Consider the following 22,676-nt stretch of genomic DNA (forward strand, 5'->3'; position numbering starts at 1 on the left):
AATGAGCCGCTTAAATCCAGCCTCTGAATCGAGAAGCTTCAGCCATTTTACGTACGCCGACCATATATGCTGCAAGACGCATATCGATGCGGCGATTTTGCGCCATTTCATAAATATTATTAAATGATTTCACCATCATATCTTCTAAACGAGTTTCGACTTCCTCTTCAGTCCAGTAGAACCCTTGGTTATTCTGCACCCATTCAAAGTAAGAAACCGTTACACCACCCGCACTCGCAAGTACGTCTGGGACAAGCAGTACTCCACGATCTGAAAGAATTTTTGTTCCTTCAAGTGTCGTTGGACCATTCGCTGCTTCTACGACAATTTTAGCTTTAATGTTTGCCGCATTATCTTCAGTGATTTGGTTCTCAATGGCTGCAGGTACTAAGATATCACAATCGAGCTCAAGCAGCTCTTGGTTTGTGATGGTATCGTTAAATAATTTAGTAACCGTTCCAAAGCTGTCACGTCTGTCAAGCAAGTAGTCAATATCAAGACCATCTTCATCGTATAACCCGCCGTAAGCATCTGAAATCCCTACGATTTTCGCTCCGGCATCATACATGAATTTAGCCAAGTAGCTTCCTGCATTTCCGAATCCCTGTACGACAACACGTGCCCCGCTAATGTCAATTCCTTTTTTCTTCGCCGCTTCTTTGATGCAGATCGTCACACCTTTTGCTGTTGCAGTATCACGTCCGTGTGATCCTCCAAGAACAATTGGTTTTCCGGTAATAAATCCTGGCGAGTTAAATTCATCCATTCTAGAATATTCGTCCATCATCCATGCCATAATTTGAGAGTTTGTAAACACATCTGGTGCTGGTACATCTTTCGTTGGACCAACGATTTGACTGATTGCGCGAACATAGCCGCGGCTCAGTTTTTCAAGCTCTCTAAATGACATTTCTCTTGGATCACAGATAATACCGCCTTTTCCTCCGCCATAAGGAAGATCCACAATACCACATTTTAAACTCATCCAAATTGAAAGCGCTTTTACTTCTTTTTCAGTAACGTTCGGGTGGAAACGAATACCGCCTTTTGTCGGTCCGACAGCATCATTGTGCTGCGCGCGGTAACCAGTGAAAATTTTCACTGATCCATCATCCATTCGTACTGGAATTTTCACAGTTAATAGACGAATTGGCTCCTTCAGCAATTCATACACTTCTTGCGGATACCCTAATTTGTCTAGCGCTTTATGTATGACGGTTTGAGTTGACTTTAAAACATCTAGCTTATCTTCTGCGTTATGAGCGGCGTTTTGATCGGCTGCCATTAAAATAAACCCCCTAGAAATCTTTCATGATCTACTGCTCCCTTTCAAGCAATAGTATACACCTTCGTACTGGTAAAGCAAAGGTAAAAAACGTTTTTTATCAAAATAAAATATCAGCGTTTATAAATATAAAAAGGATATAAAAAAATACTGTTGTTTCATCACAACAGTATTAAATATAATAGAAAAAAGTGATTAAAAATACATTTGAATCGTTTTCACTGCATCATCTTGCATGATCACTTTTCCGTATTCTTTTAGCCGATGAATCGTTAATGTCGTAGGTGAACCGAACTCCGCTAAAATGGAAATAACCGTATCAGCAGACAGTTCTTCAAAATCATCTAGGCTGAGAAAATATTGACCTTCATAATGGTAAACTGTACCCCCTAAAAGTCCAATACGACTTAAACTATGGGACAGTTGAATCACATCTTCAAACGAGGCAAATTGATAGAGCACATGATTACTCTCGTCGAGCTTGACTTGCATCTCAATGTAATCTTCATCAAACTCATCATCATCAGCATCATCCTGCTGACTCTTTGTGACAATGACGACCATCCCCTGCGCCTGAAGTGAAAATACTTCAACAGCAATCGGTCCACTCGCTTCAAAACCGAGCTCCTGATTCGCTTCGTTCATCATGTCTTTAAACAGCTGATGGACTTTGAACGAATCTTTCCAAAGGTCTTCTTTCGTAAGACCCCGGTCTGTCAGGTCATCTAGTGTGAGAAAAATTTTGATTTTATTATAATTCAGACGCTCCAGTCGCATAACGTTCCCTCCTGCCTCTTCTAAACACACATCATACTGTAGTATATGAGATGATGAGTCATAGGTTCTTAATTTTGTATTCAGTTTACACTGTGTCAAGACGGAAGACAAGCATGAAGCTATGCTTACGGTGACTTTTATGGAAAATATTGAGGGCGCAGCAAGTCATCGCGTTTTGACAGGCATTAAATAGATCAGATGCGTTTCCGGTTCTGCCCCGAGACGCATTGGAATCTTTGTTGTTCCATAGCCATTACTAATGAGAAAAAATGCGCCTTTGACCTGACCTGTTCTTCCTTTTTCATACGGACCAAATTTCCCAATTCGAATCTGACCTCCATGCGTATGACCGCTCAGAACAAGGTCGATCCCCTCATCTTCACTCATTAAATGATGTACATCTGGGTTGTGTGATAAGAGAATATTTACGTCATCTTTCACAAACTCAGGTCGTATCGCTTCATAATCCGCCTTTTCAAGCCGAATATCATCGATGCCTCCAATTTTGATTGACTGGCCTTCGAAATCCCACACAGCTGTTTCATTTTGCAGAGTCGTCACATCGTAAGCATGAAGAATCTCTTTAAGCTTTTGCTGGTGCAGCTCGTGATCATTATTTCCCCAAACAAAATAAACGGGCGCAATTCTTGATAAACGTTTCACATTTTCTTCAATTCTGGCGTAGGGTACACCTTTTTCTGCTAAGTCCCCGCCTATCATAATGACATCCGGTTTTTCTTGTGTGACCTCAGCTAATAATGAGTCACTAATCAGCCGGCGGTGTGTATCAGAAATAAAGAAAATCACTGCTGGTCGATCTGATTGAAGTGCTTCTATTGTAAAGTAATGCTTTTTGATGTTGTTTTGTTTTGCCGTTTTCACCATTTTTGCCGTTACACACACACCTGTTGTAACAGCCGCAATGGCGGCAGTAAATCCGATGGCATATTTCATCATAAATGGCTCCCTTGCATATGTGTCGTTCATAAGACGCTTGAATGAAAAAAGACGTTTCAACTATTAAAACGTCTTTTTACACATTTATTTACTTTCATAATAGAGATTAATGTCATATTGCTGCTGCATATAGCGAAAAACCGCTTCACGCTCTTTCCACTGGTCTGATTGCGGCCATAAGTCTGTGCTTTTTTGTATAATCTCACATCTGAGGCGATGATATTCATCCTCAGCCTTTTCTTCTTTTTTCTTATAATAATAAGAAGCATAAAAAGCAAACACCTCAGCCATTATCCAAAATAGAAAGACCTCATGACCGAGCAGTGTTGCAATCATCGCTTCTGGCTGAAGAGAGCCTCCCTTATTTGCCGTTATCACAAAATAAAACAAAAGAATCGCCAGCGACAAAAGGGCTGTCCATTGCCACCTTTTACACTGCTTGGCAAAGCCCTCATATTTGTGCTTTCTTTTGATCAACGTTTCCATCATTTTCTGTGTCGGCTGATCCATATAGCGGCTGATTGCGTGCAAAGTCATCACATACACCCTGTCCCTTTTTTCTACATATGTATGTGCTTTTTCATTCGTTCATGTCAGGTAATTAGTTTTCCAATGGAATGTTGAGTACTTGACCACTGTATACACTGTTCCCATTTAAATGATTATAAGCTTTTATTTTCTCTTCACCCGATCGGCTTTTGTAATATTTCATCGAGATTCGATACAGGTTTTCCTCTGGTCCAACAGTATGCTGCACGACACGAACTGGCTTTTCTTCCTGATTCTTTTTCTCTTCGGCTTCTTTTCGTTTTTTCTCTTCTTGCTGTTTTTGGAGGGCTAGCTGCTGCTGTTCACGCTTTTTCGCAGCTGCGGCTTTTTCACGCTCTTGTTTCTCTTTAGCAGCTTTTTCTTTTTTCTTCTGCTCTGCTTTTTCTTTTGATCGCTTCTTTTCTTTTTCTTCATCTTTCTTTTTCTTCTCTTCATCAGACGCATCCGCTTTATCAGCGTTTGCGTCATTTTTTGTTTCGGCTAGTGCTGACGGAACTGGGTCTGTGTCAGCACTTGAGGTTTTATCAATGTATACACCCTGATTGTTATTATCGTTAATTTCCTTTGAAGTGTAGTAGATCAATAGAAAGAAAACAGTGATGACGATGATAGGAAAGATAATAGCCAATGTCGTAAACAAAGGATTGCGCACTTTTTTCGTACGCTGCTTCTTATATTCATGAAAGTCTTCTCGCGTAGGAAAGTGAGAGTCATCAGAAGGATGTACTTTTTCTTCAAGAATTTCCTCTACATTGTCGTCATGGTTGTTTGTCAGCTGCTCCTTCTTTCTCTGCATTCTCGACATTTCTTCCATGTTCATCCCTCCCCTTATATTTCAAACGAATTTGACAAGCAAAGACTAAGTCAATGACAAAATGTGTCATGACAGGAACAAATAAATTCCCCGTCCACTCGTATAAAAGTCCTAAAAAAATACTAATGGAAACCACGAGGATAAACAAGAGTATTTTTGATAAATAGCGAAAGTGAAGAAGCGCAAACACGATGCTGGCAATCTCAAGCCCAAATTGCTGTTGAACAATTCCGCGAAATAGTATTTCCTCTGAAAAGGCAATGAGTAGTGCTAACCAAACAATATGCGGGATGCTTCGGTTTTTGAACATCTTTTCATTTAAACCGCCATCATCATACATATGAGCGGGAAACACCTTCATGACAATTGCATCTATAATAATGACGAGCAATGCACCGCCAATTCCATATGTTAGAATGCGCATATCCTGAATCTGCCAAAGGGCTGTAAAATCCGTCCATTGATCGAACATAAATATGCCTAGTAAAAAAGAAACGATAAGCATGAGCAGCTGCGTGAAATACAGCTGTTCTACGACTTGTCGATCGGTTAATTTTTCAATGATTCGGCGATGTTGTTCAATCAATGCTGCGCCTCTTTTGTCAGATGAAACATGTGATCCAGCACAGTCTTCCAGTGTTTCATTTCATTCAGCTCCAATGATTGTTCTTTTTTTTCATAATCAGACAGGTTCAGTCCGCAAGAAGAGCAGCAATCATCAGAGGACGCGCGCTCTGTTTGATCAAGCTGTTCGTGAAAGTATGATAACAGAGATTGTCTAAAGCAGTCATGATCCATGACCCGCTCTTTAAATTGCCACACTTTTCTCAGCTTTTCTGTTTGCCTGTCCTGCAATTTTTCTTTTAGATTCATCAGAATTGCCGGGCGCTGTTCGGACTCATGCATCATGTAATAGTGCGTCAGCATTCTTGCACGCGTCTCCTGAAGCCCTGTTTCCATCAATCGTGCACGTAATTTTTTTTCATCATTTGTCTGCATTTGAGTCAGTTGTGCTAAATAGAAATCAATTTCTGGTTCGTCAAATCCTTCTGTTTGGATCAAGTGTTGCTGAATATCTGCATCCTCTTCTGTATATAAAAGAATGCTCACACTATTTTTCCCGTCCCTTCCCGCTCTTCCAATCTCTTGCATAAATGCTTCAATCGATTGCGGAGGGCTCATATGAATGACAAATCGGATATTTGCTTTATCAATTCCCATGCCAAAAGCACTCGTACAGCAAATGAGATCAAGCTGACCGCTGATAAATTGCTGCTGAATGAGCATACGCTCTCCTGCATCCATTCCGCCATGATAAAACTCAACACGCTGATTGGTTTTTTGTTTCATACAGAGAGCAAGCTCTTCTGTCATTTGCCGGGTCGGGCAATAAATAATGCCTGGTCCTTGCAGGAAATCCGCAAGCTCAATAGCCCGTTTCTCTTTTGCTTCTTTCGTTTCGTGCATTTCTTTGACTAAGGCAATGTTCGGGCGGTTGACGGAATGTATATGAAAGTCTGGATGCTGCAATCTTAGCGTTTGCACAGTATCTTTTAGCGTTTGTTTCGTTGCTGTAGCTGTAAGAGCTAAAGCCACAGGATGACCTAACGCTTCTCTCCATTCTCCAAGCTTCGAATATTCAGGACGGAAATCATGCCCCCATTCTGATATACAATGCGCTTCATCGACGACAAACAGACCAATACGCATCGATTTGAGCTGTTCTAGCAGCAATTCTGACATTAATGCCTCAGGTGCGACGAATAGAAATTTATATGATGGCAAATGCCGAATGATATGTCGCCTCTCCTGAAAAGACAATGTGCTATTAAGCGCCGCTACTCGTTTTTCTCCGCGCATTTTCATTCGTTCTACTTGGTCCTCCATAAGCGATAAAAGCGGCGAAATAATCAGAACCAACCCGTCTGTCATATAACCGGGAATTTGATAGCAAAGCGACTTTCCTCCACCAGTAGGCAGCATGGCAACCGTATCTTTTTGATGCAGTACACTTCGAATAATGTCCTCTTGACCTGCTTTAAATGTGTCGTGGCCAAAGTATCGCATGAGCGTCTGATGAAGCTTATCCATTTGCTTTCACCATCCTTGTCAGTGCCAAGCGTATTTGAAAATAAGTAAATGGATGCTCGAGCTTTTCTTTAATCAGCTTCATTTTATTTGTTTGCAACTCTCTGGCTACAGCAAGGATCTCCCGCTGCTCTTTTATACTCACATAGGGATCTATTGAAAAGCTTGGCTCATGTATCGACAGCTCCACGATATGATCTTCAATCGTTGCCTTTTTTAATGAACGAATGTGAGCAATTTGTTCAATATCAAATCCTTTTTGGACAAGCTCAAGTGTTTTGTGAGTAGAAGTTGTTAACACGCGTTTAAATTCAAGGTCACCTACGAGCTGCTGCAAAATCGGCGCCTCACCTTTTTGGGCAGATTGAATAAAATAATGGAGTACATTCCAAAAAAGCAAGTACACATACCACACATCTTCTTTCATCCACTCCGCCATTTGCTGATACGTACGCCCGATTCGTTCATTTGAGGTCAATGAGTAAACAAAAATCAGTGCCTCGTGATCACTTAGGCTCATTAGGAGTTTTTCTAGTTCATGATGCAGCTCTTCTGAAAGCTTGCTTTTCTGCTGATGCTGTTTCAAAAAAGATTTCGTCCAGCTTTGAACCGAGACATCTCTTTGTATTGGAACATATTGATGTGATCCAGCCATATGGTGAGAAAGCACTTGTACAAGTAAAGAGAGCCTCATCCATAGCATCTTTGCTTTATCATGATATTTTGCACCATGAAAATATGCAGGCATCGGTTTTTCAGAAAAATGTTGGTGTAGCATTCGCTGCCCTGCTTCAGTGATACTCAGTGTCTCATCGGTTTTTCTAATATAGTGCTTCTCTTCAAGCTTTAAAGCAGAACGATTCAGCTGATCTCTCGTAAATCCCGGGTAACAGCCGAAGTACCTGGAAAGCTCAAACAAGCTGGCATCCTGTATGGTTTGAGATGATTTTTTTCCTTTAAAAAGATGGTAGACAGCACTAATGGAGCGTTCGCCGTTCAATTTATATACGCTGTCCATTAACATGACATCCAAATAATGAAGAGTCATTCATCAAAGCACCTGTCTTCCTGACAAAATTCGAATATTTTCTCCCTTTATTTTAACAGATTTCATACAAGAAGAAATGTTTAAACTCAATTTATAGGGGAAAGTTATGAACAAACCCTTATGTGATAAGCATTCTCAATCACTTTACAGTTGAAATGTGAATTTAAAATCATTACAATAAGGTTTGAGGAAATTGTTTTTTATCGGTGAAACTAAAAAAGTTAAACCATGTGTTCCATCGAACTATTTGGGAGGTATTTTTTTAACATGGCAAAATATACAATTGTAGACAAAGACACATGTATTGCTTGCGGCGCATGCGGTGCAGCTGCTCCAGACATTTATGATTATGATGATGAAGGCATTGCATTTGTTACGCTTGACGACAACCAAGGGACTGTAGAAGTTCCAGAAGTACTTGAAGAAGATATGCTTGATGCATTTGAAGGATGTCCAACTGACTCAATCAAAGTTGCGGACGAATCTTTCGAGGGTGATCCACTTAAGCATGAATAGTATAAAAGCCCCTTAAGCAGGGGCTTTTTTTATATTAACTATTTTGAAGTCGGCGTTTATTTTCAAACCATGGACGCATTTTCACAAAAATGAAGCTAAATACGATGGTAATGATGATTCCTTTAATAAAGTTAAAAGGTAAAATCCCTGCTGTAATGGTCGTCTTGAGCGCATGATCTGATAGTTCAGGTGCGTTTAAAAACCATGTGTAAGCTGGCAGGAATAAGAAGTAATTTAAAATGCTCATCATCACAGTCATAAGTAATGTACCCATGATCATTGACCAAGCCATTCCTTTTGCTGATTTAATTTTTTTGAACATAAAGGCGACTGGTAAGATGAATAGTGTGCCTGCAATGAAGTTCGCGACTTGCCCAACTGGAACGCCGGACATACTGCCTTGAATGAGATAATGCAGAACATTTTTTAATGCCTCAACGGCAATTCCTGCACCTGGCCCATAAATTAAAATCGCAATAATCGCTGGGATATCGCTGAAATCAATTTTCAAATACGCTGGAAGCCCTGGGAAAGGGAAATCCAATAAAATTAACACAAACGAAATACTGCTAAGCATACTGGTGACGACTAAACGTTTTACTTTACTTTGATTCAATATTCTCTCTCCTTTTCGATCAAATCTTTCGAAAAGAGGATTGTTCAATTTCAGCCACAAAAAAACCGCTCATGAAAACAGGAGCGGGGAATTTAGGCTAGACAAATAAACGTGTGAAAAACCAAGTTTTCAACGTTTACGAACCTCCATCTTCTCCCATCCAGACTATACTGTCGGCTTCGGAATCACACCGAATCCTGCCAAAAAAGGCTCGCGGGCTTAGAGACTATGCTCATCACCGCCGGTAGGGAATCGCACCCTGCCCCGAAGATTGATCATTATTCAATTCGACATCATTATATATGATATATGAGCATTTGTACAGATAAAAATCCTGAGCAATTTGATCAGTTTTAAGAAAACGTAAAAAACTTAAAAATTATAATGACAAATACGAAAAAATTGGTTATCTTTTGTTTAAAGGTGTCCATTCTTTATAAAGACACCAAGAAATGTTCGTGTTTTCTTTTTCGCTTTACTGCTTTAATTTGATTGACACAGTGAAAAGGAATATGGTAAATTATCAGATATTTATGACGTTTATTTTAGGAGGAAATCTTACGATGTTTCGAGTATTAGTCTCAGATAAGATGAGCAATGATGGTCTTTTACCACTTTTAGAATCAGATTTTGTTGAAATTGTCCAAAAAAATGTAACAGAAGCAGAAGATGAATTACACACATTTGATGCCTTACTTGTCAGAAGTGCTACGAAAGTGACCAAAGAGCTTTATGAAAAAATGACTTCATTAAAAATTGTCGGCCGTGCCGGTGTGGGAGTAGACAATATTGATATTGATGAAGCAACCAAGCATGGCGTCATTGTCATCAATGCACCAAACGGTAATACGATCTCCACAGCTGAGCATACATTTGCGATGATCTCTTCGCTCATGCGTCATATTCCACAAGCCAACATTTCTGTGAAATCAAAAGAATGGAACAGAGGTGCCTATGTTGGTGCAGAGCTTTATGGAAAATCTCTTGGGATTGTTGGACTTGGCAGAATCGGAAGCGAAATTGCCCAGCGTGCAAGAGCATTTGGCATGACAGTCAACGTATTTGACCCGTTTCTGACAAAGGAACGCGCAGAAAAAATCGGTGTCAACGCCAAATCACTTGATGAAGTACTCGAAGTATCAGATATTATCACTGTACATACCCCGTTAACAAAAGAAACAAGAGGACTTCTCAATAAAGAAACAATTGCAAAAACGAAAAAAGGCGTTCGCCTAGTGAACTGTGCACGCGGTGGTATTATTGACGAGCGCGACCTTCTTGAAGCGCTTGAAAGCGGCCATGTTGCAGGAGCTGCACTCGATGTATTTGAAGTAGAACCTCCTACTGATAATCCGCTTGTAGACCATCCGCTCGTCATTGCGACTCCGCATCTTGGCGCATCGACGAAGGAAGCACAATTAAATGTGGCGGCGCAAGTATCTGAAGAAGTACTTCAATTTGCAAAAGGACTCCCTGTTATGTCATCTATTAATCTACCAGCGATGACAAAAGACGAGTTCAAAAAAATTCAGCCTTATCATCAGTTTGCAGGGAAGCTCGGACGTCTTGTCTCTCAATCAATGAGAGAACCGGTAAAAGAAGTAGGCATCTCTTACGAAGGCTCTATTTCAAAACTCGAAACATCCTTTATTACAAAAAGTCTTCTGTCAGGCTTTTTAAAAGAGCGTGTTGATTCGACTGTAAATGAAGTCAATGCTGGAATGGTGGCAAAAGAACGCGGCATTAGCTTTAGTGAAAAGATTTCTTCTAGCGAATCTGGTTACGAAAACAGCATTTCTATTGAAGTCAAAGGCGACCTTTCAACCTTTACTCTAAAAGCAACCTATATCCCGCATTTAGGAGAACGCGTTGTTTCCATTAATGGATTTAATATTGATTTTTATCCAGATGGACACCTTGTCTACATCCAGCATACTGATGCACCTGGTGTAATTGGAAAGGTTGGACAAATTTTAGGCGATCATGATGTTAACATTGCGACAATGCAGGTAGGACGTAAAGAAAAAGGCGGCGAAGCCATTATGATGCTTTCTTTCGACAAGCATCTCGAGGACGAAATTGTTAAAGAATTAACCGAAGTGCAAGATATACTTTCTGTCCGTCTGATCGACCTATAAAAAATCATGATAAACCTCATGCACATGCATGAGGTTTATTTTTTTGAAACCATTAAACGATCTCCCGTTCGGATGAGATGAGTGGTCAGCTCATTCATCTGCTTCAATTGTTCCACAGTCATCTCATGCGCCTTTGCAATCGACCAAAGGGTATCTCCTTGTTTAATGAGATATGTATTGTTCTCTTGTCCGTTTACATGTAGAGCCGGCTCTTGGAAGCGATCCACTGCAATGATTGTGAGTGGATCTACCGCATCTTCTTTGCTGACTGACCAATGACCCCTGTGCACCTCAAAATGCAAATGAGTGCCTCTAGACGCCCCTGTGTTGCCGATAATGCCGATCGGCTGTCCTGCTTCTACATGGTCATCCTTTTTAACAAAACGCTCGTGTAAATGTGCATAGACGGTTTCATATCCATTTGGATGCTGAATAAACACAACCTCGCCATATGTAGCAGATACATACGAACGCGAGACCACACCTTCACTTGCAGCAAAGATGGATTCTCCTTCTGGCGCAGCTATATCTAATCCCTTGTGCGAGCCGCCTCTTGTCCCAAACAAATCTGTGACTTCTCCTTTTATCGGCTCCACCCATTCGCTTGTTTCCTGTGCATGAGCAACAGGCGAAAAGACCATCAAAAAACAGCTGGCACATATGAAGCAATACCTTTTCATCAGTGACTCCCCTTCTTTGAGGTTCTTTTTATGACAGCTTAGTATACAGCAAGGAAGCTATTTTCTATACATCAAAAAAGAACGCAATTTCTCGCGTCCTTTAACGGTCTTTTATGACAACTGGATTCGGCAGAGCCGGCACCTCTATCGGTTCTTCTAATTCATACGGACCAACTTGATCTGTTCCCGCCTGTTGAATGGTGACCTCTGTAAAACCAAAATCTTTCGCTGAGAGCAGCAGACCTTCAATAAGTAAAATATGATCATTTGAGTCCGATAATTGCGCTGATGCTCCAAACGTAATGGTCACATGTTTTCCTTTAGACGTCACTTCTTTAATCGGTTCGTCTTTAATTAGTGGATCAAGTCCTGCATCGCTTGTACGCTTCATAGCTTCTACCGCATCTTCATACGATGAATAGTGCGTTTTTGAAGGCACCAAAAAAGTCCCGCTCTTATTCTCTAAAACATAATAAGCGTGTTTTGTTTGTTTTTCAATCGATATTGTTCCAATGCGTCCATTTGCTCCTAATTGAAGGTGAGACCCTTTGGCTGTCTTGACTTGCACCTGCTTATACCTGCTCCATTTTAGCGTTTCTTTTACCATATCTTTAAACCGGTTGGCTTCTTTTAACGTATCAAGGGACAAATCACTTTTTAATTGAAAAATAAGTGTATCTCCTTTTTCGCGAAGGTCCACCATATCCATATAAGATTGAAGAGGTTTTGTCATTTCAGGCAGCTGCACCTGCTCATATGTGTTCACCATATCCTGCAAATGATCATACTCATCCTCTTTTTCAATGCTAATTGGAACCACTTGAGAGGTTGATTCATCTATGTATGCGATGGTCATATACTTTTGCTGCTGCTTACGAGACACAACGTGTGAGGGCCCATCTGTCTGTTTGACCGCCTCTAATGTGGCGTTCACCTGACTTTTGTCAGCACTTGAATCCATTTTCATTTGCTGATCTTGAGCAGCCGGCTGAAATAAATGAGGAGAAATTAAAAACGCCATAAATAAAACCACAACGGTTGCGACCGCTGGACCGATCCATTTGGCACTTTTCTTTTTCTGCCCGCTTGCCATCAGCATCTGCTGGTATATCTGCTTAGATGAACGGTTGTCCTCCACCTTTGGAAGCTGACTTAGTAACACCTTGATTCGTTCTTCGCTCCAATCGGACCTGTTCGTTTTCATTCACTAGCTCCTCCTTCAAAAGCTCCATATGTTTTCGGAGCACTTTCAGGCCTCGGTGCTGCGTTGTTTTGACTTTGCTTTCCGAGAACTTTAGCGCCTTTGCCGTCTCCATGATTGAGTAGCCCTGGATAAATCTTAAAATGATGACAGCTCGTTGATCAATCGTGCACTGATCAAGTGCGGCATAGATTTCTTTTACATTTTCATCTTGTACAGCCAGTTCGTCTGGGAGCAAGTCTGGGTCCTTAACATCCTGCTTATCCCAATCAAACGTGCCGAGTACCCGTTGTCTAATGGTTTGCTGTTTGCGAAACCAATCAATTGCCACATGCCTTGCAATTGAAAACAGCCATGTTTTCTCGCTGCTTCTTCCTTCAAAAGTTTTATATGAGTGAAGTACCCGGATGTAAACCTCCTGAACGAGATCCTCTGCCTGATTTTTATCTTTAACCATATAAAATAAAAACTGGTACAAATCTTGATGGTACGAATCATATATTTTTTGAAAGGTTTCATGCATAGGAAACCCCTCCGTTCACTTATTTTTGTCGAGTGACTCTTACAAAACGTTACATTACAACTTTATGACAAATATATTACAAGTTCGACAATTTGGGAAGGGCTTTTTGTTTAACTTCTCCTTAAAAATATGAAAATAAAAAAAACACTTCTTTTTCTTTCGAAAAGAAGTGTTTCTCATGTAACAAGATTCTTCGTCAGGATTAGACGAGTTCCTGCTTTTTTCTCGGAATATAAAAGGTAAAGTGTGTACCTGTACCCGCTTTGCTATGTGCATGAATGGAACCTTGATGTGCTTCTACGATGTTCTTCACAATCGCAAGGCCAAGTCCAGTACCAGAACGCCCTCTTGTTCTTGCCTTATCCGCTTTATAGAAACGTTCGAAAATAAATGGCAGATCCTCTTCTGGGATTCCGCTTCCTGAATCTTTCACATCCATTTTCAAACCGCTTTCCACCGATTGAACCGAGAAGTGAACCTCTCCGCCCTCTGGTGTATGACGAATCGCGTTATCAATGAGATTCGTAAACACCTGTTCAATCTTATCCGGATCGAGTACAAAGTACGGTTCATCCACTTGAATGTCATATGTGAGATCAACTTGCTTTTCTTTTGCTATGCCAAGAAACTTGCGGTAAATCTTCTCGGTCAGCTCTTCTGTATCTGTTGATTCAAGATTAAGTGTAATATGGCCAGCTTCCATTCTCGCTAGGTCTAGAAGATCGTTCACAAGACGTCCCATTCGAAGTGATTCGTCGTAAATAATTTGCGCAATCTCTTTCTTTTCCTCTTCTGAGCCAGCAATATCATCTACAATCGCCTCACTATATCCTTGCAGCATTGCAATTGGAGTACGAAGTTCATGACTGACATTGGCAATGAAGTCTTTTCTCAGCTTATCAAGTCTTCGTTCCTCTGTCATATCACGAAGGACCGCAACTGCTCCCCTAACGTCCTGCTGATTATAAAGCGGAGACATGAGAAGAACCCAAGTACGTCCTTGCAGTGTGACTTCAATCATTTGCTCTTTTTCCGTACTGACGGCTGTATGAAATAGTTCTCTCGCTTCTGGAGGCAGTTCATCTCCATCTTTGATCTTCATATTTTGCTCGTAATACCATGCCTGCAAGAATCGTTCTGCAGGAGGATTCGTCATGAGGATCGTTCCATCAATATTGATGGTGATCACACCATCGGCCATACTGCTTAAAATATTGGACAAATGCTCTTTTTCTTGATTTAAAGCTGTGATATGAAATTTAAGCTGCTTGCCCATTTGGTTAAAGGCGATGGCCAGTTCTCCAATTTCGTCTTGCGTTAATATAGGAATCTTTGTATCAAATTTCCCTTTCGCCAGATCCTGTGCTCCCTCTTTCATCTTTCTAAGAGGATAGGTGACACGTGTTGATAAGAAGAAAGCGAATATAGTGGTCAGAACAATGGCAATTCCGGCTGCTAGGAAGATATAACGCGTCGTATGTTTTGTTGTTTGCTCTACCGCAAGTAATGATTGAGAAAGAAAGACCATGCCTTTTTTTCCGTTTGCCTCAAATGGAACACCGACAACAATTCGTTCATCTTTATGATTGCCTGCATTTGGTTCTGCACGTTTACTGATTTTTTTACGATCTTTTAGCGCTTGATTCAAATCACCGTCTGCTTCAATTTGTTTCTTTGTAATCGCAGGAAGCTTCCCGTCTTTTTCAGACGAATACCACTCTAGCCCGTCCTCTTGGATAATCGCAATACTCGTCAATTTGTCAGCAAGCTCTGATGTAATCGACCTTGCGAGCGATTGATCGTCGTGGCTTTCTAAAATGACCGCCACTTTATTTGCCATTTGCGTTAAATCTGACTTTGCTTCTTCTACATGGTAATTTTCAATAAACTCTAAAAGAAGCACGGTTAAAATAGATAAAACGATTAGGACGAGGAAGAGAATGGTTAACCATAGCTTTCCAACGACACTTTTCCACAGTTTCATTCAGCGCCGACCTCAAATTTGTACCCGACACCCCATACCGTCACGATTTTTTTCGCAGCTTCTGGTGACACTTTATTCAGCTTTTCGCGAAGTCGTTTGACGTGAGTATCGACTGTTCTCAAGTCTCCAAAGAATTCATACTGCCATACTTCTTTTAACAGCTTCTCTCTGTCATAAACCTTATCCGGTGTTTTCGCAAGGAAATATAAAAGCTCATATTCCTTCGGCGTGAGACTGACTTCTTTGCCATCAGCTGTCACTCTATGCGCGTCGTGGTCAATTGAAAGATGAGAAAACACAAGTACATCTTTTGTTGTTGTACCAGTATTGAGATAAGACGTTTGAGAAGACCTTCTGAGCAATGCCTTCACACGTAAAACAACTTCACGTGGGCTAAAAGGTTTGACGATGTAGTCATCCGTACCTGCTTCAAACCCTTGCACGCGGTTGGCTTCTTCTCCTTTTGCCGTCAGCATAATGATTGGAGTCGCTTTTTTGTCTCGAATTTGATTACACACTTCGATCCCATCTGTGCCAGGCATCATTAAATCGAGCAAAATGAGATCATAATCTGTTTGGAGTCCTTTTTGAATAGCCTCATCTCCATTTTCAGCTTCATCGATTTCATAATTTTCACGTTCTAAATACATTTTTAAAAGGCGGCGAATTCTTGCCTCATCATCTACGACTAATATTTTCGTTTGAGTTGTGTGTTCCATTAGACAATCCTCCTGCTTTCTCCGTTGTTACATTCATTTTAACAAAAAGCCGAATCGATTCATAAAAAGTTGGCCTTTTTCATGTGATTACGCGTAAGAATGAAGCCCTGCAATCACAAGATTGACAAAGATGAGATTAAACATAATGATGGCGAATCCGATGACAGCTAACCAAGCGGACTTTTCGCCATGCCAGCCCCTGGATAAGCGAAGATGAAGGTAGGCTGCATAAAAGAGAAACGTAATCAAAGCCCATACTTCCTTCGGGTCCCAGCCCCAGAACCGAGTCCATGCAATTTGCGCCCAAATCATTGCAAAAATGAGCCCGCCTAACGCAAATACAGGGAAACCAATGGAAACAGCTCTGTATCCAATTTCATCGACTAAATCTAGGTTCACTTGTTTCACGAGCGGTTGAAGCAGAGCGCTCAGTCGTTTGCGAATGATCAAGCGAATCAGTCCATACAAAATCAGCCCCGTGCCGAATGACCATAACACCGTATTGACCTTTCTTCCTGAAAAAACAGGCGGCAAATCAACAAACGGTTCCAAACGATCTTGCGTCACAAGCTCTCCTTTATGAGGTCCAACTAGAGCCGGGAGCTCATAGACCATCACACTTTCCTCTTTATTTTTATCGACCCAATTAAATTTTGCTTCGTATCCTGTCATTCTAAAGATGGACGTGACTGCGATAAATGCAAGTGTAACAACAATCATAAACATGACGAGCTCCAAACCAAATGTCTTCTTCCCTGGCTTTGTTTGATCGACATGCTTTAATAAGAAGATGACACCTGCCACAAAGCTGATCGCTAAAATGGCTTGCCCTAGTGCTGCTGTTGTCACGTGAATATAAAGCCAATTACTTTGTAATGAAGGAATTAGCGGTGATATATCAGACGGGAACATACTTGCATAGGCAATAATCAATAAAGCGATTGGAAGTGTAAATAAACCAAGTACCGACACTTGATACACAAAATATAAAATGATGAATGCGAGCACAAGCATCATGCCAAAAGCCGTTGTGAATTCAAACAAGTTACTGACTGGTGCATGACCAGACGCCATCCACCTTGAAATAAAGTAGCCAAATTGACTTAAAAAACCGATGATGGTGAGCGTAATGCCGATAAGTGCCGCCTTATTCCTGCGCGGTCCATCAACTTTCTTTTTTCCTTTAATGGCACCACCAAAAAAAGGAACTGCCGCTAAATACAATAGAAAAGCTGCAAATAACAGGTTTTCACTGACTGCTGCCATCTAATCCTTCCCCCTTGCTTTTGCTGATACTTGTTGTATCAGGCAGTTCTTTTTGATCAACTGGCTGTTTGATGCCACTGTCACTTAGTAACACGCCAAGATCAGACTTTAAGCCAAACCAGTTTTTGTTTGTGTGTCCTGCCACAAATACTTTTCCATCCTTTGCAGACAGCCAAATTCTTCTATGCTGCCAATACATCCCCTGCACGACACCAATCATGAAGATGATCCCGCCTACGATGAGCACCCCAAGAGTTAAATCTTTTCTCACCGTCAATCCCGTGACGTTTTTCGTTTCCACTCGATCAAACTTCATTTTATATAGGTTATTATCAGAGCCCTCTACTGTCTCTTGAATCGCCACAAAGCTTTTTTCACCTTTAGGCTTTTCAGGAGAAACCATTTCAAACACGAAAGCAGGATTATTTGGATTCCTTGTTTTCGTACTCGGTGTTCCATCATCGTCAAAATAAAAATCAGGGAGATAGCTCATCACTTTGACTTTGTAACCGCTACCAAGATCATATTCTGACTTAGGCTCCAGCAAATTAATCTTCACTGTTCCGAAAGATTTTTCTGTATCTTTACGAATCAGCTGAAAGACCATTTGATCGAGTTCATTTTGTTTAAAATCCACTTGATATAGTGAGAATTGATCAAACTTGAGCGGTTCGTTCACTTTAATATCGTGTTCTGATACCTGCTTCAGCTTGGGCTTTTCACCAAACACAACTTCCCCTTCACGTTTGTATAAAGTGGCATCGGTTTTATAACTTTTCACTACTTGACCGTCGCCAGCTCTTTCAATCGCATTCTCAAACACTTCTTTTTCATTTCCAGTTTCATAGCGGTCAATTGAAAATGCATTATTTTTCAAAAAATATTGACCATCTGTGCCTGGAATTGGGGCAGTTTCACCCTCTCTAACCCACAGCGTTTCATCCACATACATGCCTGGGACAAACCGGAGCATTGATCCAATGAGAAAGATGATTAGTCCAATGTGATTGACGTAAGGGCCCCAGCGTGAGAAGCGGCCTTTTTCCGCTAAAATATGTCCGTTTTCTTCTCGCACGCGGTAACGCTTTTGTTTCATTGCTTTCTTGATGCCTTCATATGTATGCTGATCTAACGTTTTATCTGTCTCACTGAACAGACGCTGTCTTCTCATAAAGCCTTCTTTTTTGATAACCCCTTGGTTTTTGAGTGCTCGATAAAGAGGAATAACCCGATCGAGACTGCAAATGACAAGGGAGATTCCGATGGATGCAACTAAAGCTAAAAACCACCAAGAATTATAAAGATCATGGAATCCAAGTATGTAATACAGCTTGCCAAACGACCCATATTGCTCTTCATAATAGGTGGAAGCAGATGCACCTGGCGGAATAAATCGCTCCTGCGGAAAAATCGTTCCTAATGAGGAAGCAAGCAGTGTGATGACAATCAGCCACACACCCACCTTAACGGAAGAAAAAAAGTTCCATACTTTATCAACAATCGTTTTGTTGTATGTTTGCGAGCGTCTCGCACTGCCGTCATATCTCATATCAAGCAGCTTTGAAGAGTTTTTTTCTTTAGTCGCAATAGGATTCCCGCAAGATTCACATAAAACAGTACCGATTGGATTAATATGTCCACACTCGCATTTTACCTCTTTCATTCTATGACCCCTTTGGTTTAATCAAATTCATATAATCATAGATTTGACGTTCTGTCATGGTTCCCTTTATGACTTTGATTACCCTGCCTTCAGGATTAACTAAAAGCGTGGTTGGTAGTTGTCCAATATCATATGCCTCTGTTACTTGACGATCTTTGTCCATGGCAATAGGAAAATTCACGCCATAGGATTCCATAAAATTTTTCACGGCAATCTTGGATTCTGCAACATTGACTGCAACAATTTCCACACCGCGATCCTTGAACACTTCATATTGATTTGCCATGTAAGGAAATTCTTGTTTACACGGACCACACCAGGTCCCCCAAAAATTAAGAAAGACGCCTTTGCCTTTTAAGTCCTTTAGTTCAATCCGTTCCCCATCCACAGATTGAAGGACAAAGTTTGGCGCAATAGATCCTTCTTTGACCCGATCCTGTTTGGCAAATACTGAGTTATACATGGTATAACATAGTGCAGCAAGCATCACGAGGAGAATGCCCGTCCTTATGAAAAACCGTCTTTTTTTCATCTGAAGTACCCCTTCCCCATAGACATTCAGGTAAATTATAGCATTCTCCTTCTTTTGATGCTTCTTCATTTTTTGAAGTTTATGTGAAAATTAAAAAGCGCTTTTCCCGTGATCTGCAATTGCTCTCAGGCGCTTTACTTCATGCGGTGTTAATTCTCTGCGGTCTCCTGGTCTCATACCTTCAATATGAAGGAACGCATATTGCTCTCTTTTTAGCTTTAACACATCATGACCGATCGCTTCAAACATGCGGCGCACTTGTCTGTTTCTGCCTTCATGAATGGTTAATTGAACAATAGATGTCTGCTTTCGTTTATCGATAGAAAGCATCTTGGCACGAGCACGTGCAGTCTTTTTATGATCTAACATAATCCCTTTTTCTAGCTTTCTAAGCAATTCCTTTGATGGGATGCCTTTTAGCTTCGCTGCATATGTTTTATCAATTTCGTATTTCGGATGCATGAGCTTATGGGCAAATTCCCCGTCATTTGTAATTAAAATCAAACCGCTCGTATCATAATCTAAGCGGCCGATTGGATAAAGGCGCTGCGGGATGTCATCAAAGAAATCTGTGACAACCTTACGTCCTTTATCATCCTCGGCAGCTGAAATGACGCCGCGCGGTTTATAAAGCATAAAGTAAACCGGTTCTTCTCTTTCAAGCTTTAATCCGTTGACTTCAATTTTATCTGAAGAGCCCACTTTTACTCCGAGCTCTGTCACTGTTTTACCATTAACGGTAACTCGTCCTTCTTTAATTAATTCTTCTGCCTTTCGTCTAGAAGCGACGCCGGCATGTGCAATTACTTTCTGTAAACGTTCCATTTTGTCTTTCACCTCATGTACTATCTTACTTGCTTGACTTAAAACAAACAAGCATTCGTGGAAAAATAAGCGATTCGTCTGTTTAATTTCAGCTAAAAAGCAATTTCCCATCCATTGAAAGACAAAAAAGCGCCTCTTTAGGCGCCGCTAAATAACAAACTGACGATGATGACAGATGCAATGATTCCAATGAGGTCCGCTAACAGACCTACTTTCAGCGCATCTCCCATTTTTTTAATACCGACTGCCCCAAAATAGACCGTTAAAATGTAGAGAGTGGTATCAGTTGACCCTTGCATGACAGCTGCGAGCTGTCCGATAAAAGAATCTGGTCCATATGTCGCAATGAGGTCTGATGTCATCCCGAGTGCAGCCGTGCCAGATATCGGACGAATAAACGCAAGCGGCACCACTTCTGCCGGGAAGCCGATCGCTGTAAACACGGGTTTTAACAGTCCCATGACAAAATCAAGCGCACCAGACGCGCGGAATATCGTAATGGCCACGAGCATGCCGACTAAATAAGGAATAATTGAAAAGGCAATTTGAATACCTTCTTTCCCGCCCTCAACAAATGTTTCATAGGTCGGTACCTTTTTAATGGTCCCCGCAATTAAAATTCCTGCGATGATCAGTGGGATCAAAGCAAGTGACAGCCAGTTAATAAATGACACGAGATCACCCCCGCCTGCTTCTGCGATAGTGGAAATAGCGATCAATGAGAATGGCACCGATTCCTGAAATGAGTGTCGCCAAAATGGTTGGTCCTACAATGTCTGTTGGCTGATCTGCACCATAGGTCATTCTAATCGCAATGACGGTTGTTGGCACGAGTGTGATAGAGGATGTGTTGACCGCTAAAAATGTAATCATGGACCGGCTTGCTTCATTTTTCCCGCCGTTTAATGCTTTCATCTGCTCCATCGCCTTAATCCCAAGCGGTGTAGCGGCATTCCCGAGCCCAAAGAAATTCGCCATAAGGTTGGACAAAATATATCCCATCGCGGGATGGTTAGGCGGAATATCCGGAAATAGCTTTGAAATAAAGGGACGGCACAATTTACTAAAGAAATTTAACAGACCAGCCTCTTCTGCAATCTTCATCAGTCCGAGCCAAAAAACGAGGACACTAATCAAACCAATTGAAATGGTCACTGCTTCTTTTGAGCCCTTAAATACAGCTTCGTTTACTTCCTCCATCGTTCCGTTGAACATCGCATACACAAGACCGATGACAGTGAGGAATACCCAAATTAGATTGACCATGAAGATCCGCCTATAGATGTCTGAAAGACAGACTTAAACATTTCTTGGAAGCTTTTTTGAGGCATTCGATTTCGTTTATTTTCATAAAAAATCGGTACTTGCTCGATCACCTGACCATCTAATAAAAACGTCATTTGCCCTACAACATCTGGGATGGTTTCGGCGTTTTTTTTCCACTTCTTTTGAGGAGTAAGCATTTCCGTTTCAATTTCTACTAGTTTTTTCTCATCTTCATTTAAAAAATAGTCCACATCACGTTTGATAAATGCCTTTTTTTCGTAAAAGGTTCCTTTTAATGAAGCGAGTCTTCCTTTTTCAGCAAGTTCGTATGTTTTATAGTGATCAAATGCATATTCAAACATAGAGATATGATCCTTCCAATCATCTGGCGCATTAATGGTCACAGCGATCAGCGCCGCATCCCCTTTTGCCGCAGTAGAGACAAGTGTCCGTTTTGCAAGCTTCGTATACCCCGTTTTCCCACCAGTTGAATATTTGTATAATCCGGTGAGTAGCTTGTTTTTATTTTTCCAATAGCCTTCCATCGTTTTCGCTTTATAGAAAGTCGTGCCCGCAATTTTTTGATATTGTTTATGCTCCATGGCGTATTTTGTTAAGATAGCCATGTCATAGGCTGATGAATAATGATGTTTATGATCATCGAGTCCATGCGGATTTTGAAAATTCGTATTCTCCATTCCTAGTTCAGATGCTTTTTGATTCATCATAAAAATAAATCCTTCTAAGCTGCCGCCCACATGCTCTGCAATGGCAACAGCTGCATCATTTCCAGAACGCAGCATAAGTCCGTATGTCAAGTCTTCTAGGCTCACCTTCTGCCCTTCTTTTAAATAAATCGATGAGCCCTCTGCTTGAATCGCGCGCTTTGATACTTTGACGGTGTCTTTCATTTTTCCTGATTCAATGGCTAATACTGCCGTCATAATTTTCGTAATACTGGCGATTCTTCTTTTTTCATGCTCGTCCTTTCCAAATAGGACTCTGCCTGACTGTCCATCTATTAAAATGGCGCTTCTTGCACTCACCGATAATGACATATCTGCTTTGGCATGTGAGGAAAAAGGCAGTAAGAGTGTAAATAGAAGAAGGACTGCTGTTCCAATTTTTAAATAGGGCATGTTCATTCACGTCCTTGTCCGTTTTGTACAAGTGTATGCGCGGCTGAAAAAGTTATGATGCCTCGTCCATAAAAAAAGCGTCTCTATAAT

At 41.0% G+C, this 22,676-nt stretch carries 23 protein-coding genes and 1 riboswitch; of the genes, 2 read left to right on the forward strand and 21 right to left on the reverse strand.

Annotated elements, in window-relative coordinates:
- Nucleotides 1–10 precede the first annotated feature (10 nt).
- The 8 genes from MKY18_RS10425 to MKY18_RS10460 all read right to left on the reverse strand — a co-directional run bounded on the left by MKY18_RS10425 (nucleotide 11) and on the right by MKY18_RS10460 (nucleotide 7,518).
- On the reverse strand, nucleotides 11–1,285 hold the full coding sequence (locus MKY18_RS10425) for a Glu/Leu/Phe/Val dehydrogenase (RefSeq protein WP_012010406.1): 1,275 nt from the start codon (nucleotides 1,283–1,285) through the stop codon (nucleotides 11–13).
- Between the two features lie 195 nt (nucleotides 1,286–1,480).
- Entirely contained in the window at nucleotides 1,481–2,062 is a 582-nt protein-coding gene (locus MKY18_RS10430) for a genetic competence negative regulator (RefSeq protein WP_050943836.1), read from the reverse strand.
- A gap of 165 nt (nucleotides 2,063–2,227) precedes the next feature.
- A complete protein-coding gene (locus MKY18_RS10435) occupies nucleotides 2,228–3,016 on the reverse strand; it encodes a metallophosphoesterase (protein WP_050943977.1) in 789 nt (262 codons plus the stop codon).
- 87 nt (nucleotides 3,017–3,103) lie between these two features.
- Nucleotides 3,104–3,556 (reverse strand): DUF2663 family protein, encoded by a 453-nt coding sequence (locus MKY18_RS10440; protein ID WP_003215549.1) that lies wholly within the window; start codon nucleotides 3,554–3,556, stop codon nucleotides 3,104–3,106.
- A 64-nt stretch (nucleotides 3,557–3,620) separates the two neighbouring features.
- The gene (locus MKY18_RS10445; RefSeq protein WP_278175478.1) at nucleotides 3,621–4,382 is read right to left on the reverse strand and encodes a LysM peptidoglycan-binding domain-containing protein; all 762 of its coding nucleotides are present in this window, start codon (nucleotides 4,380–4,382) and stop codon (nucleotides 3,621–3,623) included.
- Nucleotides 4,327–4,968, reverse strand: a complete 642-nt coding sequence (locus MKY18_RS10450; RefSeq protein ID WP_044141090.1) for a CPBP family intramembrane glutamic endopeptidase — start codon at nucleotides 4,966–4,968, stop codon at nucleotides 4,327–4,329. The genes MKY18_RS10445 and MKY18_RS10450 overlap by 56 nt, the downstream gene beginning before the upstream one ends.
- Nucleotides 4,965–6,473 carry an ATP-dependent DNA helicase RecQ gene (locus tag MKY18_RS10455; protein WP_342497510.1) on the reverse strand — a complete coding sequence of 503 codons (1,509 nt, stop codon included), beginning with the start codon at nucleotides 6,471–6,473 and terminating at the stop codon, nucleotides 4,965–4,967. The genes MKY18_RS10450 and MKY18_RS10455 overlap by 4 nt, the downstream gene beginning before the upstream one ends.
- Entirely contained in the window at nucleotides 6,466–7,518 is a 1,053-nt protein-coding gene (locus tag MKY18_RS10460) for a helix-turn-helix domain-containing protein (protein ID WP_278175483.1), read from the reverse strand. Before MKY18_RS10460 ends, MKY18_RS10455 begins: the two co-directional genes overlap by 8 nt.
- Nucleotides 7,519–7,785: 267 nt before the next feature.
- Here MKY18_RS10460 and MKY18_RS10465 point away from each other — a divergent pair, with 267 nt between their 5' ends.
- Nucleotides 7,786–8,034 carry a ferredoxin gene (locus MKY18_RS10465; RefSeq protein WP_003215700.1) on the forward strand — a complete coding sequence of 83 codons (249 nt, stop codon included), beginning with the start codon at nucleotides 7,786–7,788 and terminating at the stop codon, nucleotides 8,032–8,034.
- Between the two features lie 34 nt (nucleotides 8,035–8,068).
- Here the strand turns inward: MKY18_RS10465 and MKY18_RS10470 are convergent, their stop codons facing one another.
- Nucleotides 8,069–8,650, reverse strand: coding sequence for an ECF transporter S component (locus tag MKY18_RS10470; protein WP_012010414.1), 582 nt, complete (start codon nucleotides 8,648–8,650; stop codon nucleotides 8,069–8,071).
- A 144-nt stretch (nucleotides 8,651–8,794) separates the two neighbouring features.
- A riboswitch (FMN riboswitch) is annotated at nucleotides 8,795–8,926 on the reverse strand.
- Between the two features lie 287 nt (nucleotides 8,927–9,213).
- On the opposite strand from MKY18_RS10470, the gene serA reads away from it, so the two are divergent.
- A complete protein-coding gene (gene serA, locus MKY18_RS10475) occupies nucleotides 9,214–10,788 on the forward strand; it encodes a phosphoglycerate dehydrogenase (RefSeq protein WP_044141087.1) in 1,575 nt (524 codons plus the stop codon).
- 35 nt (nucleotides 10,789–10,823) lie between these two features.
- Here serA and MKY18_RS10480 read toward each other — a convergent pair whose 3' ends face one another.
- From MKY18_RS10480 to MKY18_RS10535, 12 genes are all read right to left on the reverse strand, one after another.
- The gene (locus tag MKY18_RS10480; RefSeq protein ID WP_106067104.1) at nucleotides 10,824–11,468 is read right to left on the reverse strand and encodes a M23 family metallopeptidase; all 645 of its coding nucleotides are present in this window, start codon (nucleotides 11,466–11,468) and stop codon (nucleotides 10,824–10,826) included.
- Nucleotides 11,469–11,568: 100 nt separating this feature from the next.
- A complete protein-coding gene (locus tag MKY18_RS10485; protein WP_065098318.1) occupies nucleotides 11,569–12,672 on the reverse strand; it encodes a sigma X negative regulator in 1,104 nt (367 codons plus the stop codon).
- Complete coding sequence (gene sigX, locus MKY18_RS10490; RefSeq protein ID WP_003215976.1) at nucleotides 12,584–13,192, reverse strand: RNA polymerase sigma factor SigX; 609 nt, start codon at nucleotides 13,190–13,192, stop codon at nucleotides 12,584–12,586. Before sigX ends, MKY18_RS10485 begins: the two co-directional genes overlap by 89 nt.
- 202 nt (nucleotides 13,193–13,394) lie before the next feature.
- Nucleotides 13,395–15,176 (reverse strand): ATP-binding protein, encoded by a 1,782-nt coding sequence (locus MKY18_RS10495; protein WP_003216141.1) that lies wholly within the window; start codon nucleotides 15,174–15,176, stop codon nucleotides 13,395–13,397.
- The gene (locus MKY18_RS10500) at nucleotides 15,173–15,895 is read right to left on the reverse strand and encodes a response regulator transcription factor (protein ID WP_003215596.1); all 723 of its coding nucleotides are present in this window, start codon (nucleotides 15,893–15,895) and stop codon (nucleotides 15,173–15,175) included. Before MKY18_RS10500 ends, MKY18_RS10495 begins: the two co-directional genes overlap by 4 nt.
- Nucleotides 15,896–15,982: 87 nt before the next feature.
- On the reverse strand, nucleotides 15,983–17,161 hold the full coding sequence (gene ccsB, locus MKY18_RS10505) for a c-type cytochrome biogenesis protein CcsB (protein WP_050943828.1): 1,179 nt from the start codon (nucleotides 17,159–17,161) through the stop codon (nucleotides 15,983–15,985).
- The gene (locus tag MKY18_RS10510) at nucleotides 17,145–18,824 is read right to left on the reverse strand and encodes a cytochrome c biogenesis protein ResB (RefSeq protein ID WP_106067106.1); all 1,680 of its coding nucleotides are present in this window, start codon (nucleotides 18,822–18,824) and stop codon (nucleotides 17,145–17,147) included. The genes ccsB and MKY18_RS10510 overlap by 17 nt, the downstream gene beginning before the upstream one ends.
- A 1-nt stretch (nucleotide 18,825) precedes the next feature.
- The gene (locus MKY18_RS10515; RefSeq protein ID WP_106067107.1) at nucleotides 18,826–19,356 is read right to left on the reverse strand and encodes a thiol-disulfide oxidoreductase ResA; all 531 of its coding nucleotides are present in this window, start codon (nucleotides 19,354–19,356) and stop codon (nucleotides 18,826–18,828) included.
- A gap of 90 nt (nucleotides 19,357–19,446) precedes the next feature.
- Nucleotides 19,447–20,181, reverse strand: a complete 735-nt coding sequence (rluB, locus tag MKY18_RS10520) for a 23S rRNA pseudouridine(2605) synthase RluB (protein WP_065098434.1) — start codon at nucleotides 20,179–20,181, stop codon at nucleotides 19,447–19,449.
- Nucleotides 20,182–20,318: 137 nt separating this feature from the next.
- Nucleotides 20,319–20,855 (reverse strand): spore maturation protein, encoded by a 537-nt coding sequence (locus tag MKY18_RS10525; protein WP_003216139.1) that lies wholly within the window; start codon nucleotides 20,853–20,855, stop codon nucleotides 20,319–20,321.
- Between the two features lie 4 nt (nucleotides 20,856–20,859).
- Nucleotides 20,860–21,447: a nucleoside recognition domain-containing protein gene (locus MKY18_RS10530; protein ID WP_012010425.1), complete on the reverse strand. Its 588-nt coding sequence runs from the start codon at nucleotides 21,445–21,447 to the stop codon at nucleotides 20,860–20,862.
- Nucleotides 21,435–22,586: a D-alanyl-D-alanine carboxypeptidase family protein gene (locus MKY18_RS10535; RefSeq protein WP_065098323.1), complete on the reverse strand. Its 1,152-nt coding sequence runs from the start codon at nucleotides 22,584–22,586 to the stop codon at nucleotides 21,435–21,437. The genes MKY18_RS10530 and MKY18_RS10535 overlap by 13 nt, the downstream gene beginning before the upstream one ends.
- Between the last annotated feature and the right edge of the window lie 90 nt (nucleotides 22,587–22,676).

The sequence above is a fragment of the Bacillus sp. FSL R7-0672 genome (genome assembly GCF_038601465.1).
Classification (GTDB): Bacteria; Bacillota; Bacilli; order Bacillales; family Bacillaceae; genus Bacillus; species Bacillus pumilus.